This is a genomic window from Streptomyces sp. 1222.5, assembly GCF_900105245.1.
GTDB classification, from domain to species: domain Bacteria; phylum Actinomycetota; class Actinomycetes; order Streptomycetales; family Streptomycetaceae; genus Streptomyces; species Streptomyces albidocamelliae.
The window spans coordinates 30,914-46,204 of sequence record NZ_FNSZ01000002.1 but is presented as its reverse complement, the minus strand read 5'-3'; the positions used below and the strand labels follow the sequence as shown (position 1 = coordinate 46,204).

General features: G+C 73.2%; 14 protein-coding genes. 5 read left to right on the top strand and 9 right to left on the bottom strand.

Features of this window, described 5'->3' with window-relative positions:
* Nucleotides 1–20 precede the first annotated feature (20 nt).
* The 8 genes from BLW57_RS39740 to BLW57_RS39705 all read right to left on the bottom strand — a co-directional run bounded on the left by BLW57_RS39740 (nt 21) and on the right by BLW57_RS39705 (nt 9,900).
* Entirely contained in the window at nt 21–1,844 is a 1,824-nt protein-coding gene (locus tag BLW57_RS39740; protein ID WP_093481187.1) for an NAD(P)H-dependent oxidoreductase, read from the bottom strand.
* Between the two features lies 1 nt (nt 1,845).
* Nucleotides 1,846–3,258 carry a dihydroorotase gene (locus tag BLW57_RS39735; RefSeq protein WP_093481186.1) on the bottom strand — a complete coding sequence of 471 codons (1,413 nt, stop codon included), beginning with the start codon at nt 3,256–3,258 and terminating at the stop codon, nt 1,846–1,848.
* Nucleotides 3,246–4,346: an acyl-CoA dehydrogenase family protein gene (locus BLW57_RS39730; protein WP_093481185.1), complete on the bottom strand. Its 1,101-nt coding sequence runs from the start codon at nt 4,344–4,346 to the stop codon at nt 3,246–3,248. The genes BLW57_RS39735 and BLW57_RS39730 overlap by 13 nt, the downstream gene beginning before the upstream one ends.
* Nucleotides 4,343–5,404, bottom strand: a complete 1,062-nt coding sequence (locus tag BLW57_RS39725) for a PrpF domain-containing protein (RefSeq protein ID WP_093481184.1) — start codon at nt 5,402–5,404, stop codon at nt 4,343–4,345. Before BLW57_RS39725 ends, BLW57_RS39730 begins: the two co-directional genes overlap by 4 nt.
* Complete coding sequence (gene asnB, locus BLW57_RS39720; protein WP_093481183.1) at nt 5,401–7,248, bottom strand: asparagine synthase (glutamine-hydrolyzing); 1,848 nt, start codon at nt 7,246–7,248, stop codon at nt 5,401–5,403. The genes BLW57_RS39725 and asnB overlap by 4 nt, the downstream gene beginning before the upstream one ends.
* 33 nt (nt 7,249–7,281) lie before the next feature.
* Complete coding sequence (locus BLW57_RS39715) at nt 7,282–8,178, bottom strand: PLP-dependent cysteine synthase family protein (RefSeq protein ID WP_093481182.1); 897 nt, start codon at nt 8,176–8,178, stop codon at nt 7,282–7,284.
* 67 nt (nt 8,179–8,245) lie between these two features.
* On the bottom strand, nt 8,246–9,043 hold the full coding sequence (locus BLW57_RS39710; protein WP_093481181.1) for an HpcH/HpaI aldolase family protein: 798 nt from the start codon (nt 9,041–9,043) through the stop codon (nt 8,246–8,248).
* Nucleotides 9,040–9,900, bottom strand: a complete 861-nt coding sequence (locus BLW57_RS39705) for a TauD/TfdA dioxygenase family protein (protein WP_093481278.1) — start codon at nt 9,898–9,900, stop codon at nt 9,040–9,042. Before BLW57_RS39705 ends, BLW57_RS39710 begins: the two co-directional genes overlap by 4 nt.
* A gap of 303 nt (nt 9,901–10,203) precedes the next feature.
* On the opposite strand from BLW57_RS39705, the gene BLW57_RS39700 reads away from it, so the two are divergent.
* The 5 genes from BLW57_RS39700 to BLW57_RS39680 all read left to right on the top strand — a co-directional run bounded on the left by BLW57_RS39700 (nt 10,204) and on the right by BLW57_RS39680 (nt 14,153).
* On the top strand, nt 10,204–10,410 hold the full coding sequence (locus BLW57_RS39700) for a tautomerase family protein (protein WP_073901715.1): 207 nt from the start codon (nt 10,204–10,206) through the stop codon (nt 10,408–10,410).
* Complete coding sequence (locus BLW57_RS39695; protein ID WP_093481180.1) at nt 10,407–11,669, top strand: MFS transporter; 1,263 nt, start codon at nt 10,407–10,409, stop codon at nt 11,667–11,669. The genes BLW57_RS39700 and BLW57_RS39695 overlap by 4 nt, the downstream gene beginning before the upstream one ends.
* 89 nt (nt 11,670–11,758) lie before the next feature.
* The gene (gene metK, locus BLW57_RS39690; protein WP_093481179.1) at nt 11,759–12,985 is read left to right on the top strand and encodes a methionine adenosyltransferase; all 1,227 of its coding nucleotides are present in this window, start codon (nt 11,759–11,761) and stop codon (nt 12,983–12,985) included.
* Between the two features lie 93 nt (nt 12,986–13,078).
* Complete coding sequence (locus BLW57_RS39685) at nt 13,079–13,651, top strand: dihydrofolate reductase family protein (RefSeq protein ID WP_093481178.1); 573 nt, start codon at nt 13,079–13,081, stop codon at nt 13,649–13,651.
* 133 nt (nt 13,652–13,784) lie between these two features.
* The gene (locus BLW57_RS39680) at nt 13,785–14,153 is read left to right on the top strand and encodes a hypothetical protein (protein WP_093481177.1); all 369 of its coding nucleotides are present in this window, start codon (nt 13,785–13,787) and stop codon (nt 14,151–14,153) included.
* Nucleotides 14,154–14,225: 72 nt separating this feature from the next.
* Here BLW57_RS39680 and BLW57_RS39675 read toward each other — a convergent pair whose 3' ends face one another.
* Nucleotides 14,226–15,221: a hypothetical protein gene (locus BLW57_RS39675; RefSeq protein WP_093481176.1), complete on the bottom strand. Its 996-nt coding sequence runs from the start codon at nt 15,219–15,221 to the stop codon at nt 14,226–14,228.
* Between the last annotated feature and the right edge of the window lie 70 nt (nt 15,222–15,291).

The following is a 15,291-nucleotide window of genomic DNA, read 5'->3' as shown; positions in this document are numbered from 1 at the left end:
TGCGCGGGACGGGTCTTCGGTCAGGCGACGGCGCCGAGCACGGGCGGCTGGGCGTCCTCGGCCCGCTTGCCGCCCAGCCACACCACCTGGGACACCATCTGTGTCAGGCGCTCCACGTCCGGCGCGGGCTCCCCGCCGTCCGCGGCCGGCTGCTCCGGCGCCTGCGACACGGCCACACCCACCGGCGTCGGCCAGCCGCGCAGCGCGTGCCCGATGGTGCGCAGTGTGGTCAGCGTCGACACCGCGCCCTGCGCGGCCGAGCCCACCGCGACCGTTCCGATCGCCCGCCCCTGGAGGTACGGCACCGGGCCGCCGATGTCGTTGACGTAGTCCAGGGCGTTCTTCAGCAGCCCGGACACGGTCGCGTGGTACGTCGGCGACACCAGGACCACGCCGTCGGCGGCGCGCAGTTCCTCCAGGAAGCCGGTGACGGCCGCGTGCCTGCCGGCCAGCCCGGGCCGGTACGCCGGGAAGTCGATCTCCGTGCCGGTGAACACGCGGGCGGACGCGCCCTGTTCGGCGCACCGCAGGGCGCACCACTCGGCCACCCGGTCGCAGGTCGAACCCGGGCGCAGCGATCCGCTGATCAGGACGATGTGCGGTGCCCCCATGGCGGTGGCCCCTTTCCTCGGACGGACGGTGGTCGTCGCGGCCGGCGCGTGGCCCGGTTCCGGACGGCGGGGCCGGGGCCGCCAGCCGACGACGTCGGCGAGGTCCGCGTCCTTGCGGCCGGCGGACCTCATGTGCGCGTTGCGCCTCTCCTCGCCCGCCCGGTCCGCGCCCTGGTCGAGTGCGCCCTGCCGGCGGGAGGCGAGGACGACGGCCGCGGCACGCTCCATGCGCTCGCGGGCGTACCCGGCGAGCGCGTCCGCCACCGGGGCGGACGAGGCGAGCGCCTCGGCGAGCACGGCGGCGTCCTCCAGCGCCAGGTTGGCCCCCTGGCCGAGGGCCGGGACCATCGGATGCGCGGCGTCGCCCAGCAGCGCCACCCGGTCGTCCACCCAGCGCGGGGCGGGATCGCGGTCGTGGATGTCGGTGACGACGACGTCCTCCGGGTCGGCGGCCCGCACCAGGTCCACGACGGGGGCGTACCAGCCCTCCAGGGCGTCCAGCAGAGCCAGCCGGGCCCCGGCCGGCCCCAGGGCGGGCCACGCGCCGGGCGGCGCGGTGATCTTGGCGGTCCAGTACAGGGTGTCGTCACCCACCGGGGCGACGAACAGCTGGATGCCGCGTCCGTTGACGACATGGCCGCGCTGCCCCAGCGCCGAACCGGTCGTCCGGCCGCGTACCGAGGTGTAACCCCGGTACGCCGGCGGGCCGTCGTCGAGCATCCGGGCACGTACCGCCGAGTGGATGCCGTCGGCGCCGACGAGCGCGTCGCAGGTGGTGACGCTGCCGTCCGACAGGTGCACGGCGACCTCGCCGGGGCGCACGGTGTAGCCGGTGACGCCGGTCGCCAGGAGCACGGCCGCGCCCGCGGCGAGCGCTTCGTCGAGCAGGGCGCGGTGCAGCGCCGAACGCAGCACCGGAATCTGCGGAAGTCCGCCGGAACCCGCACCGACGGGCTCCTCGGCGAGCACCGTGCCCCGCGCGTCCATCAGGATCCGCACCTCGTCGGGCAGGCCGGGCCGGCCCGACGCCCGGATCCGGGCTCCGATCCGCGCGCCCAGGGCGTCGGCGGCCCGCACCCCGTTGGGCTGGAGCACGAGCCCCGAGCCGCCGGTGCCGATCCGCTCCGCCCGTTCCAGGACGGTCACGTCCAGGCCCCGTGCGGCCATGCCGGCGGCCGCCGCGAGCCCCCCGATACCGCCCCCCGCGACCACCACCGACCGTTTCCTCGCCATGTCATTCCCTCCCGGCGGCGAGCGCCGCCCGCTGCGATCCGTCCCCGGCCGCCGCCAGCAGGCGGCCGTCGTACGCGCCGAAGGTGCCCGAGGAGGCGTCCCAGACGGTGCGGCCCGCCCGCAGGGTGCGTTCGACGCGCCCGGTGAACGTCCAGCCCTCGTAGGCCGACCAGCCGCACTTGCTCTCCACGTCGTGCGCCGAGAACATCCAGGGCGTGTCCGGCGCGAAGAGGACCAGGTCGGCGTCGGCGCCCGGGGCGATCCGCCCCTTGCCGGGCAGCCGGAACAGCTCGGCGGGCCGCTGCGACAGGTGCCGCACCAGACGCGTCACCGCGACGTCCGGGTCCTCCTCGGGCCGTCTGCGGCGCATCCCCGTCCACACGGCGACGGCCAGCTCCTGCACACCGGGCAGCCCCGGCGGCGAGGCCGCCGCCGACCGGGTCTTCTCCGCGACGGTGTGCGGGGCGTGGTCGCTGCCCAGGGTGGCGAGCTGACCTTCCACCAGGGCCCGCCACAACCGGTCCTGGTCCGCCCGGGAGCGGATCGACGGTGACAGCCGCGTCCGCGCGCCCAGGCGCCGCGTGTCCTCGTCGGTGAACGACAGATGGTGGCCGGTGACCTCGAAGGTGACCGGATGCCCGGCGGCCTGCGCCGCGCACACCAGATCGGCCTCCTCGGCGCTCGACAGGTGCAGGATGTGGGCCCGGGTGCCGTGGCGCCGCGCCAGCTCGACGACCTTGGCGACGGCGACGATGCCACCGGTGCGCGGCCGGTGCCGCTCGTAGTCGAGATACCCGGACGGCTCCCCCCACCAGGCGTCGAGCAGCGCGAACAGCCCGTCGTCCTCGGCGTGCAGGACGAGCTGGACGCCCGCCTCGGCCGCCGCCGCGAACGTCTGCTCCAGCACCACCGGGTCCCGGACCACCGTCGGAGCCGTGTGGTGGCCCGCCATGAACACCTTCGCACTGGTCGCCACCGCCGGGTCGAGGTCCGCCAGCAGCCGCGGGCGCGCCGGATCGACCCCGATGTGGAAGCGGAAGTCCACCAGCGAACTGCCCCGCACCAGGCCGGCCTTGTCGAACAGCGCCTGCGGGTCCAGCGTGGGCGGCACCGTGTTCGGCATGTCCATCACCGTGGTCACGCCGCCGCGCACCGCCGCCCGGCTGCCGTGCTCCCAGTCCTCCTTGTACGTCAGCCCGGGCGTCCGGAAGTGCACATGGGAGTCGATCAGCCCGGGCAGCACGTAGTGGTCGCCGGCGTCGAGGTGCCCCGCCGCGGCGGGCGCCGGGCCCGGGCCGGTGACGTCGGTGATCCGGCCGCCGCTGATCAGGACGTGCCCGGACCGCACACCGTGCGGCGTCACCAGCCGGCGGCCGCTGACGACGAGTTCGGGCACGGGGCTCAGCCGGTCCATGCCGCCGCCACCAGATCCCGGCACAGGTCGTTCGTCGGACCCATGAAGGCGATGCCGCGCGCGTCGGCGAGCAGCCGGCCGATCGGCGCGTCCTCGCGGTAGCCGGCCGAGCCCAGCATCCGGGCGACGTCGAGGCAGATCTCCTCGGCGGCCACGGACGCGTGCAGCTTGCTGTGCAGCGTGGTCATCCCCGGCTGCGCCGAACTGCGGGCACCGGCCCGGGCCACCACGGCCCGCGCCGCCTCCAGGCGGGTCGCCAGATCCACCAGCCGGTGCCGCACGGTCGGCAGCTCCAGCAGCCCCTGCTTCTGCGCGTGCCGCACGGCCAGGTCGAACGCGGCCCGCGCGATGCCCACGGACACCGCTCCCAGGCTGGCGCCCGACTCGCGCACGCCCGCGATGATCGACGCGGCCCCGCCCTCCGGCCCCAGCCGTTCGGTGTCCGCCACGACACAGCCCCCGAGGGAGAGGAGCCCGGTCGCCGAGCCGCGCATCCCCGCCAGGTCCAGGCCGAGGTCCGCGACCAGCCCCTCGGTGCCCGCCTCCACCAGGAAGAACGTCTGCCCGTCCGACCCGTACCCGTGTGCGGTGCCGCCCGGCGGTCCGGTCTGTACCAGCACCAGATACACGTCGGCGACCCCGGCACCGGTCGTGAACGTCTTCGCGCCGTCCAGCCGCCAGCCGCCGTCCGCGAGCCGCTCGCCGCTGCTGGCCAGGTTCCGCTTGGCCGCCCCGGCACCCGTCTCGCTCCACGCCGACGCGGCCAGCCAGGTGCCGTCGGCCAGCAGCGGAAGCCACCGCCGCTGCTGCTCCTGCGTGCCCCACTCGGCGATCCGGGCCGACACGGCGAAGTGCTGGAACGCGATGATGGCCAGCGACGGATCGACGGCGGCGATCTCCTCGACGACATGGTTGACCGCGGCCGCGTCCCCGCCCGCGCCGCCGTAGCGGGACGCGACGGCCGTGCCCAGCAGCCCGCCGGCGCGCAGCGCCGCCAGCGCCTCCCGGCCGGGCACACCGGCCGGACCGCTGCGTGCGGCGGACTGCGACAACCGGGCGCGCAGCTCGGCCGTCAGCAGCGGTCTCACACCGCTCCGGACAGCGCCAGGCATTGGGCGACCTCCTCGAACTGAAGATGATTCAGGGGTGTCAGGGCGAACGAGCCCTGGAAGCTGACGTGCTTGTGCGCGACGGTCGCCCACAGCAGGGCGCCCTCGTCGCGGGCCGTCCCCGCGGCCGAGGTGACCGCCGTGACCGCCGTACGGCCGCCCGGCGTGGTGATGTCCACCAGGCCGTCGTCCGTGCCGTGTTCGCGGGCGATCCGCCAGGGCAGCGTGCCGGGGATCCGCATCGCCGTCCCCAGACAGACCGCGCCGGTCAGGGCGATCGACGGGTGCCAGCCCGGCACCGTCACCGCCCGGGCCGCGACACCGCCGTCCGCGCCCGGCAGCACCGCCGCGATCTTGGGGAAGGCCCCGCCGCGCGGCCAGCCGAGCAGATCGGCCGCCGCGCCCCGCAGCGACTCCAGCCGCTCGAGCAGCCGTCCACCGGCGTCGAAGAGCGCCGCCTGGTCCGCAACGCCGAGCGTGCGGGCGTCGACGAACGCGTAGGTGTTGGAGCTGGCGACGAGGGAGACCTCCACCTGCTCCCCGCCGTCGGCCAGCACGGTGCGCGGCCGCCCGTCCGGCAGCAGGTCCGCGAAGGGCACCGGCGACGGCTGGACGAAGGTGACCGTGAAACCGGCCATGTCCCGCTCGACGCGCTCGGCCTCGCACACCACGCTGTCGCCGTTGTTGCGCACCCGCACCCGGATCCGGGCGCCCGGCACCAGCCGCGGCAGCATCCCCGAGCGGGAAGCCGCCAGCACCGACGCCAGCACCGAGTGACCGCACGAACCGCGCAGGTCGAACCGGTCCGGGGCGCCGGGCAGCGCCTGCACGAACCGGTAGTCCAGGTCGAACATGGGATGCGCGGACGGCTCGATGAGAGCGATCTTCAGTACGTGCGCGCCGCCCGCCGACGCCAGATAGCTGCGGGCCTGCGTGAGATGGGCCAGCAGCGCGCCGTCCTCGCGCGGCAGCCGGCTGGCGTCCAGCACGAACGTGGGGCAGGGGCTGCCCGCCGCGTACGCCAGGTGCCCGATCACGCTGCCACCGCCAGCGGTCTCGTGCCCCCGGGCGCCTGCGTGGCCGTACCCCGCCCGTGCAGGGAACGCCGGAACTGCCCGTCCCACACCTCGTGCACCAGCAGCGTCCACAGCGCCAGCGCCGCGGTGTCGTCGGGCCGTTCGGCCTGCGCGGTGAAGAGAGCGTCGACCGCCCGGCCGTCCAGGCGTCCCGCCGCGGCGGTCCGGTCCGGCGCCAGCAGGTCCCGCGCGTACTCCCACAGCGTGGTGCCCGGCCGCAGCATCGCCGTCACCGGCAGGGTGAACGGCTGCTTCGGCCGGGACAGCACCCGGTCGGGCAGCAGCCCGGCCGCCGCCGCGTACAGGGTGCGCTTGACCTGGCCGCCCTGGATGCGCCGGTGGTCGGGCAGCGGCCGGCCGAGGGAGAGGACCGAGCGCTGGCAGAACGGCAGCCGTGCCTCCACCGAGGAGGCCATGCTGAGGTGGTCGACCCGGCGCAGATGGTAGGCGGGCAGCCGCTGCTCCAGCTCGAACCGGGTGATGCGGTCCAGGACGGTGCCGGGGCCGTGCAGCAGGTCCTGACGGGCGGCCCCGGGCAGCGCCGGGTCGGCGGCGACATGGGCCCGGTAGGCGTCGGTGTACAGCCGGCCGCGCAGCGCGGCCGGCACGGCGGACAGCGCGTCCAGGTAGGCCGGCGCCCAGTCGGCGCCCGCCGCCGCACGCTCGGTGGCCAGCCGCATCCGCTCGTACCCGCCGAACACCTCGTCCGCGCCGTCACCGGTGAGCGCCACGGTGAAGCCGGCCTCCCGGATCGCCCGGAACAACGCGTACGTGCTCAGCGCGATCGGATCGGCGTTGGGCTGCCCGAGGTGCCAGACGGTGTCCTCCAGCAGAGCGGGGAAACCGGCCGGGTCGATCTCCACCTCGTGGTGGACCGTACGGGCCCGGTCGGCCACCTCGCGTGCGAAGTGCCGTTCGTCGAACGGCCAGGTGCCCCGGTAGGCGAGGGTGAAGGTGTGCTGCGGCCCGTGCTCGGCCGCGAGCGCCGTCACCAGGGAGGAGTCCAGGCCGCCGGAGGTGACCACGGCGACCGGCACGTCCGCCTCGAGCAGCCGGCCCACCTCGTGGCGCAGAGTGCGCCGCACCTGCCGGGCCGTGGTGAACCCGTCCCCGGGATCCGCTGCGCCGTCCGGCACGTGCGCGGCGCGCCGCCGCACCCGCGGCGGGCCGCCCAGCTCGCACACCCAGGTCGTGCCGGGCTCCAGCACCTCCACGTCCTCGTACATCGTCCGCGTGCCGAACGGCGTACGGGTCGTCAGCAGGGCGTCCAGTGCCGACTCGCGCACTCGTTCGCCGATCCCGCCGAACCCGAGCAGCGCGGGCAGCTCCGAGGCGAAGTACAGGGACCGGTCCGCCGGGTCCCAGCGGTGGTACAGAGGCTTCATCCCGATGTGGTCGGTGGCCAGCAGCAGCCGCGGCAGCGCGCCCCGCGTGTCCACCAGCGCCAGCGCGTACATGCCGTCGAGGTGCTCGGTGAACTCCTCGCCGTACTCCAGGTACAGCGCGGGCAGCACCGATCCGTCACAGCGGTCGGGGATCACATGGCCGAGGCCCTCCAGGCGGCGGCGCAGTTCCTCGTGGTTGTAGATCTCCCCGTTGAAGACCACCTGCACCGGCCCGCCCCGCCCGTACGGCTGGCGGCCGCCGTCCAGGCCGACGACGGCGAGCCGGTTGCTGCCCAGGCCCCACCCCGCCCCCTGCGCGACGCCCGTCGCGTCCGGGCCGCCGTGCCGCTGGAGGGCGGCCACGGTCCGCATCGCGTGCGGCGTCGCCGCCGCGTTGAAGTAGCCGAAGATCCGGCACATCTCTGTTGCCTGTCTTTCCTCGGGGACGGCGGATCAGCGGGCCGTCGACAGATAGCGCTCCCCGCTGTCGGGGAACACGGTGACGACCGTGGCGCCCGCCCAGCGGGGCTGGGCCGCCACGGCACGACTCGCCCAGGCGGCGGCGCCCGACGAGATACCGACCGGCAGACCGGTCGCGCGGGTCACTTCGTCCGTGGTGGACGCGGCCGCCTCGTCCGTGACGGCGACCACCTCGTCCACCAGGGTGAGGTCGGTGATCGGGGAGACGTAGCCGGCGCCGATGCCGGGAATGCCGTGCGGGCCGGCCTCGCCCCCGGAGAGCACGGCGCTGCGGGCGGGTTCGACCGCGACGACATGCAGTGCGGTGCGCTCCTTCAGATAGCGGGCGGTGCCCGTCAGTGTTCCGCCGGTGCCGACCCCGCACACCAGCACGTCGATCCGGCCCCGTGCGGCCTGCCAGATCTCGGGGCCTGTCGTCTCGTAGTGCGCCCGCACGTTGGCGGGGTTGCGGTCCTGGTGCGGCACCCATGAGCCGGGCAGGCCGCGCTGCAGTTCCTCGGTGTACGCCCAGGCGGCCTGCAGACCGTCCCCGTGCGGCACGAGGTGCACCTCGGCGCCCAGCCGGCGCAGGATCATACGGCGTTCCTGGGTGGAGTTGTCGGGCATCACGATGATGCACCGGTGGCCGCGGCGGGCACACAGCGCGGCCAGCGAGATGCCGGTGCTGCCGGAGGAGCACTCGACGACGGTGCCCCCGCTCGCGGGCAGCAGCCCCGCCTCCTCGGCGGCCCGCATCATGAACAGCGCGGGCCGGTCCTTCACGCTGGAGAAAGGGTTGGCCATCTCCAGCTTGGCCAGCAGCCGCACCGAACCGGCCAGTCCCGGCAGCGGGACGTCCAGCAGGGGTGTGTTCCCGACCAGGTCCTCCATGGATCGGGCCGGCCCAGCGGCGGTGTGCTTCACCTCGGTCGTCACGTTCTTCCCCTGTCCGCCGTGCTCAGGCCGGGTTCAGGCCGCGCGCCGCGCGCAGGTGGGCGGTGGCCGCCTGCTGAAGGTGGGTGATGTCGCTGGAGACGGTGGCGAAGGTGAAGCCCTCGGCGAGCCGCTTCGCGGCGCTCTCGCCGTCCGGCACGTGGATGCCGCAGGCGATGCCGTGCAGGCGGGCGGTCTCCGTGATCCTCCGCAGTGCGGCTTCCAGCGCGTCGGCGGCCGCCGGGTCGCCGAACCAGCGCGCACCGAGCGCCGCCGACAGATCGGCCGGCCCCACGTACACCGCGTCGAGGCCCTCCGTGGCGCAGATGGCGTCCAGGTCGTCCAGCGCGGACGCGGTCTCGATCATCACGACGCACGCGACGCGGTCGTCGATCTCGGCGGGTACGGATCCCAGCCGCAGCTCCGCCCGGACCGGACCGGCCAGACTGCGCGTCCCCACGGGATGGTGCCGGCACGCCCGTACGGCGTCCCGCGCCTGCCGGGCGCTCTCCACCATCGGCACGATGACGCCGCGAGCCCCGGTGTCGAGCGCGACCCCGATGGCGACCGGGTCCGGAGACGGCACCCGGATCACCCCGGCGGAGCGGCCGCGGGCGTCCACGGCCAGCATCGCGGTCTGCCAGCCGGGCTGGTGCGTGACACCGTGCTGGCCGTCCACGCCGATGTAGTCGTAGCCGAGCCCGGCGATCCGCTCGGTCGCGACCGGACTGTCCAGGGATATCCAGTAGCCCACAAGGGGCTCCCGGCGGCGCAGCCGTGCCGCGAACCCCGGGTCCGGATGGGAGTCGGACGCCATGGTCATTCCCCTTCCTTCAGTGCGTAGCTCTGCTTGCCGTCGAGGCCGACGGGCACGTCGCCGGTGATGGACACCCGGTGCAGCACCCGCTGGTGGCGCCCGTAGTCGTTGACCGCGAAGTGCTGCGTGCTGCGGTTGTCGAAGATCAGTACGTCGCCCGGGCGCCAGCGCCAGCGCGCGACGTTCTCGGGCCGGCGCACATAGCCCTGGAGCACGTCGAGAATCGGCCGGGACTCACGCGGTGCCACACCGAGCAGCCACTGGGCGAAACCGCCGAGGAACAGACTCGGCTCACCGGACTCCGGGTGCACGCGCACCACCGGGTGGGCGGCCTCGAACCGGCGGGCCAGGAACGCCGCGCGCACCTCGTCGCCGCGCTCGGTGCCCAGCCGCGGCTGCTCGGCGTGGTTGGTGTGCACGGCCCACAACCGGTCGGCGACGGCGCGCAGTTCGGCCGGCAGGTCCTTGTAGCCCGCGGCCGCGTTCGCGACCAGGGTGTCCCCGCCGTACGGGGGCAGCACCACGCTACGCAGGGTCGTGCCCAGCGAGGGGGTGGTGGTGAAGCTGATGTCGGTGTGCCAGTGGTCGGCACGCTGGTCCTCCCCGTCGACGGGGATCACCTGCGGGGTGCCGTCGACGGTGCGCATCATCGGGTGCGGCTGGGTCAGCGGGCCGAAGCGGCCGGCGAAGGCGAGCTGGTGCTCGTCGGTGATGTCCTGATCCCGGAAGAAGAGGACCTTGTACTCCAGGAATGCCTCGTGGACCTGCCGGAAAACGGAATCCGACAGCTCGGTGGACAGATCGACACCCGTGACCTCCGCGCCGATCTTGCCGCCGATCCGGCGTATGTCGAACAGGGACACCAGCATTCCCTCCGAATGTGTCAGGGACTTGCGGTGCCGTGCCCGCGGGGAGCGCGGGCACGGCACCGCAAGTCCTTCCCGGCGTCGATCACAACACGTGGCTCAATCCGGCGGCAACGGAAGCCGAAAAGGCACGACGACTTCACCAACTTGCCCCTGAGCGCATGCGGAAAGCCCGGGAAAAAGGGCCGACTTGTTCAAGTCGTGTTCCATGTACGGCATTGGCTTGTCAGCGTCGCGGGGTCACGGAGATTCTCTAGCCGCCGCGCCTTGAATCGTCCTCCGGAGCAAAGGACCTCTGACATGCCAGTGATCACCGTCAACTGGTGGCAGGGCAACGACCGGCACGCGCGAAAGGAGCTGGTGGCGGGCATCACCGACGTCGTCACGCGCGTGTCCGGCTGCCCGGACGACGCCGTCACCGTCATCGTGCGGGACGTGGACCCGGATCACTGGGGCAGGGGCGGTCACCTCGCCGACGAATCCCGCTCCCGGCGAGGCCAGCGATGACCCTGAGTTCCCTGCACCCCAACATCCGGCTGCGGATCGCGGTCGGCTTCGTCCAGCGGCTGCTGTCGGTCATGATGATGCCGTTGCTCGTCATCCACCTGGCGGCTCTCTACGGCCCCGCCGTCGCCGGTGTCCTCACCGTCTGCGTGGCGGCGGCGGGCATCACCGCCAACTTCCTCGGCGGACACCTCGCCGACGTCCACGGCCGGCGTCCCGTGATGGTCGCCGGCGAGCTCGGCGCCACCCTCACCTTCGGCCTGCTCGCCCTGGCCAACTCGCCCTGGTGGACCTCCGGGCCCGTCACGTTCGGCCTGTTCCTGCTCAACACCTGCTGCTCGCAGGTGGCCACGCCGGCGGCCGACGCGATGATGGTCGACGTCTCCACCCCCGAGAACCGCCCCCTCGTCTACACGATCAACTACTGGTCGATCAACCTGGCGTTCACGGTGGGCGCGCTGATCGGCGGCTTCCTCTACGACGGCCACTTCCTGCAGCTGCTGACCGGTGCCGCCGGGCTGTGCCTGCTGACCACCTCGGTGATGTGGCGGTGGATCAGCGAGACCGCACCGCGCGACGGCAGGGCGCCGGCCGGACCGGCCGCCATGCTGCGCGGCTACCTCACCGTGGCCCGCGACCGCGTCTTCCTGCGCCAGCTGGCCGCGGCCGCGCTGATCGCCGCGGTGGAGATGCAGATCGGCTACTACATCGCCGTACGCCTGTCCCGGCACTTCCCCCAGCAGACCCTGCTCGCGGTCGGCGGCCGGCGGCTGGACATCGACGGCGTCGCCGTCCTCGGCATTCTGCGGGCGGTCAACGCCGCCCTGGTCGTCGCCCTCGTCCTGGCCGCCAAGACGCTGCTGGCGCGGGTCCCCGAGCGAGTCCGGCTGTACGGCGGGATCGCCGTCTTCACCGCCGGCTACATGGTCTGGGCCGTCAGCGACGTCGGCTGGGTGCTCATCGCGGCGGCCGTCCTGCTGACCTTCGGTGAGATCGCCAGCGTGCCCGTGCGCCAGGCGCTGCTGGCCGACCTGATCGACCCCGACGCCCGCACCAAGTACATGGCCGCCTACGCCCTCAACGCCCGGATCGGGCTCCTCGTCGCCGCCCTGTGCGTCACCCTCGGCGCGTTCGTCCCCGCCCTCGGCATGAGCCTGCTGTATGGGACCGCCGGCTGCGCGGCGATGCTGCTGTACCGGTCCGTGCTCGGCGTGCGGGCCGCCCGTGCCGCGGACGAGAACAAGGTCCCGGCCGCCGCCTGACCTGCCCAAGCGTCACGCGTCCGCGGTGCCGGCCGTGACTCGGGCAGGTTCGGTTGCGGGCGGCCCACGGCCACGGATCTCATGCGGCCATGACGAAACGGCTGTTCACCTCGGAGTCGGTCACCGAGGGCCATCCCGACAAGATCGCCGACCAGATCAGCGACGCCCTGCTCGACGCGCTGATCGGCCAGGATCCGGACGCACGGGTGGCCGTGGAGACCCTGATCACCACCGGTCAGGTCCATGTGGCCGGCGAGGTGACGACCACCGCGTACGTACCGATCGCCGAGCTGGTCCGCGGCAAGATCCTCGAGATCGGCTACGACTCCTCGAAGAAAGGGTTCGACGGCGCCTCCTGCGGTGTGTCGGTGTCCATCGGCGCGCAGTCTCCGGACATCGCGCAGGGCGTCGACACCGCCTACGAGTCCCGGGTCGAGAGCGCCGCCGCGGGCGGGGGATCCGACGAGCTGGACCGGCAGGGCGCGGGCGACCAGGGTCTGATGTTCGGCTACGCCTCGGACGAGACGCCGACGCTGATGCCGCTGCCGATCTTCCTGGCGCACCGCCTGTCCAAGCGCCTTTCCGAGGTCCGCAAGAACGGCACGATCCCCTACCTGCGCCCCGACGGCAAGACGCAGGTCACCATCGAGTACGACGGTGACAAGGCGGTCCGTCTGGACACGGTGGTGGTCTCCTCCCAGCACGCGTCCGACATCGACCTGGAGTCGCTGCTGGCGCCCGACATCCGCGAGTTCGTGGTGGAGCCGGAGCTGAAGGCGCTCCTGGACGAGGGCATCAAGCTCGACACCGAGGGCTACCGCCTCCTGGTCAACCCGACCGGCCGCTTCGAGATCGGCGGCCCGATGGGCGACGCGGGTCTGACCGGCCGCAAGATCATCATCGACACCTACGGCGGCATGGCCCGTCACGGCGGCGGTGCCTTCTCCGGCAAGGACCCGTCGAAGGTGGACCGCTCGGCCGCCTACGCGATGCGCTGGGTCGCCAAGAACGTCGTGGCGGCGGGTCTGGCCTCCCGCTGCGAGGTCCAGGTCGCCTACGCGATCGGCAAGGCCGAGCCCGTCGGCCTCTTCGTCGAGACCTTCGGCACCGAGGAGATCCCCCTCCACCTCATCGAACAGGCCATCCGCGACGTCTTCGACCTCCGCCCCGCCGCCATCATCCGCGACCTCGACCTGCTCCGCCCGATCTACTCCCAGACGGCTGCCTACGGCCACTTCGGCCGCGAGCTGCCCGACTTCACCTGGGAGCGCACCGACCGCGCCACCGCCCTGCGCGCCGCCACCGGCCTGGACTGAGCCCCTCGGTCGGCGTCATCGAGGTCGAATCGCCATGCCTTGATGAGGCCGACCGGCCTATCCAGAATCCACACGAGACACCGAAGAACCACGATGCGCACCCTGATCAGCACCGCTTTCATCTCGCTCGACGGCGTCGTGGAGGCTCCCGGCGGCGAGCCCGGTCACCGCAACTCCGGCTGGACCTTCAAGCACACCGAGTTCCTCCCCGAGGCGTTCGAGATCAAGGGCCGGGAGCAGAAGGAGGCCACCGCCATGCTGCTGGGCCGCACCAGTTACGAGGCGTTCAGCCCCGTGTGGCCGGACATGGCGGACTTCGCCGACTACAAGGTCATGCCGAAGTACGTCGTCTCCACCACCCTCACCGACGACGACCTCGTGTCCGACTGGGGTGAGACGACGATCCTGCGCAGCGTCGAGGGGGTCGCCGCGCTGAAGGAGACCGAAGGCGGGCCGATCATCGTGCACGGCAGCGCCACCCTGAACCACGCCCTCTGCGACGCCGGCCTCATCGACCGCTACCACCTGCTCGTCTTCCCGCTCCTCCTCGGCGCCGGCAAGCGCCTGTTCAGCACCACGGACAAGGACACGCAGAAGCTGAAGCTCGTCGAGCACGAGGCGTACGCCAACGGCCTGCAGAAGCAGGTCTTCGACGTCGTCCGCTGACGGGATCCGCGTACCGGCCCTGCCGGTGGCTCCCCGGCCGTGGCGTTCGCAACAGGGCCTGCTCAGCGGCCCGGAGCACCGAAGCAGACCGAAGAAGCGGTCCAGCGGCCGCACCCCGTGAGAGGAAACCACCGTGTCCACGATCACCACCCGTCCCGGCACCGGCCTGCCCCCCGAGCCCGCCGCCACGGCACGCGTGCGCGACAGCGTCGACGACCTCCTGTCGGACCTGCAGTCGGGCGGCTGGCGCCCCACACCGCTCGAAGTCCGTGTCGCCGAACTGCTGCTGGTCTCTGTCGCCGGCGACGGCCTGCTCACCTCGCGCCGCGTTCGGGGCGCCCTGTGGGAGGGCGCCGTCACCATGGTCCAGGACAACGGCGGCCGGTTCGCGCGAACCTTGGCCGGTCTGGTCCCCGTCCTGGACGACCCGCAGCTCACCGCCCCCGGAATCCCCGAAGCAGCGGGCGAACTGGTGGCCGCCGTGGCCGCCGCCGGCAGGTGAACCACGCCCTGCACGACGTACGGCCCGGCCGGAGACCACTCCGGCCGGGCCGTACCAGGTGATGCGGGGCACTCACTTCGCCCAGGGCGCCATCGGGTACCAGATGAGCTCGCGCACGGCCAGGATCCGCACGTCCCAGTACAGGACCAGGAACACGCCCGCCGCCAGGAAACCCGCCGCCATCAGCGCCGACGCGCGGCTCGGGCGCCGCGCCGTCCACCGGTGCAGCCGCTCCCCGAACAGCCCGGCCACCAGCAGGAACAGCACCGACATGACGGTGATGTTGCCGATCGACTGAAGACCGAACGCGACCGCCCCGTACAGCGGGTTGTGGCTCTCGGCAGCGTCCCGGAACAACTGGCGGAACAAAGGGAAGGGGCGCCCGATCAGGAACGCCCCGATCAAAGCGCCCATCACCAGCATCGGCGCGCCCGGGAAGCGCCGCGACAGCCGCGCCAGCGGATCACGCACCACACCGAGCGCCGCCAGGCCCAGATACGTCATCAGCAGACCGATCAGCCCGTAGACCACCATCGCCTGCACCAGACGCCCGGAGAAACCGACGCCCTGGCTGTCGTCAAACTGCGGCATGCCCGTGCCGACGAGGGACACCACCGCCCCGTACACGGCGGACACTACGACCGCACCGAGCGCGAGCCGGCTCAGCGGACGCAGCGCGGCGGCCATCCGGCCCCGCCGGGAGGCGGCGGGAGCGCCGGCCAATGGCGCCAGCGCGCTGAAGACGGCCACGTTGCACGCGGTGAACGTGCCCGCGACGCCGGTGGCCAGCGCGAACGCCAGGCCCGCCAGCACGCCCGCGATCGGCGTGCCTTTGGCCGCGTGGCCGAGCAGACTGTCTGCGACGTTGTCGCCGATGGTCCGGTCCACGAACTGCGCGGACCACACCACCGTCAGGGCGAAACCGAAGAGAGCGGCGACCGCGCCGACCAGCGCACGGCGGCGCGGCGCGTGGCCGTTGAAGAAGAACGAGGACGAGGCCGCACCGCTGTCCGCGGCCCGCCCCGCTCGGACGGGGGACGCGGCAGGCCGCTGCGCTGTCTGCGCCATGACATGTCGCCTTTCGGATGGGGGGTGGGAGAACGCACGCCACGCTAGGGCCGCCCACACACGCAGTTGA

Excerpts from the sequence above, each read along its gene's own strand:
- BLW57_RS39735 (WP_093481186.1), bottom strand. The coding sequence starts at position 3,258 with ATGGACCGGCTGAGCCCCGTGCCCGAACTCGTCGTCAGCGGCCGCCGG.
- BLW57_RS39675 (WP_093481176.1), bottom strand. The coding sequence starts at position 15,221 with ATGGCGCAGACAGCGCAGCGGCCTGCCGCGTCCCCCGTCCGAGCGGGG.
- BLW57_RS39685 (WP_093481178.1), top strand. The coding sequence starts at position 13,079 with ATGCGCACCCTGATCAGCACCGCTTTCATCTCGCTCGACGGCGTCGTG.
- BLW57_RS39715 (WP_093481182.1), bottom strand. The coding sequence starts at position 8,178 with ATGGAGGACCTGGTCGGGAACACACCCCTGCTGGACGTCCCGCTGCCG.
- asnB (WP_093481183.1), bottom strand. The coding sequence starts at position 7,248 with ATGTGCCGGATCTTCGGCTACTTCAACGCGGCGGCGACGCCGCACGCG.
- BLW57_RS39695 (WP_093481180.1), top strand. The coding sequence starts at position 10,407 with ATGACCCTGAGTTCCCTGCACCCCAACATCCGGCTGCGGATCGCGGTC.
- BLW57_RS39740 (WP_093481187.1), bottom strand. The coding sequence starts at position 1,844 with ATGGCGAGGAAACGGTCGGTGGTGGTCGCGGGGGGCGGTATCGGGGGG.
- metK (WP_093481179.1), top strand. The coding sequence starts at position 11,759 with ATGACGAAACGGCTGTTCACCTCGGAGTCGGTCACCGAGGGCCATCCC.
- BLW57_RS39710 (WP_093481181.1), bottom strand. The coding sequence starts at position 9,043 with ATGACCATGGCGTCCGACTCCCATCCGGACCCGGGGTTCGCGGCACGG.
- BLW57_RS39700 (WP_073901715.1), top strand. The coding sequence starts at position 10,204 with ATGCCAGTGATCACCGTCAACTGGTGGCAGGGCAACGACCGGCACGCG.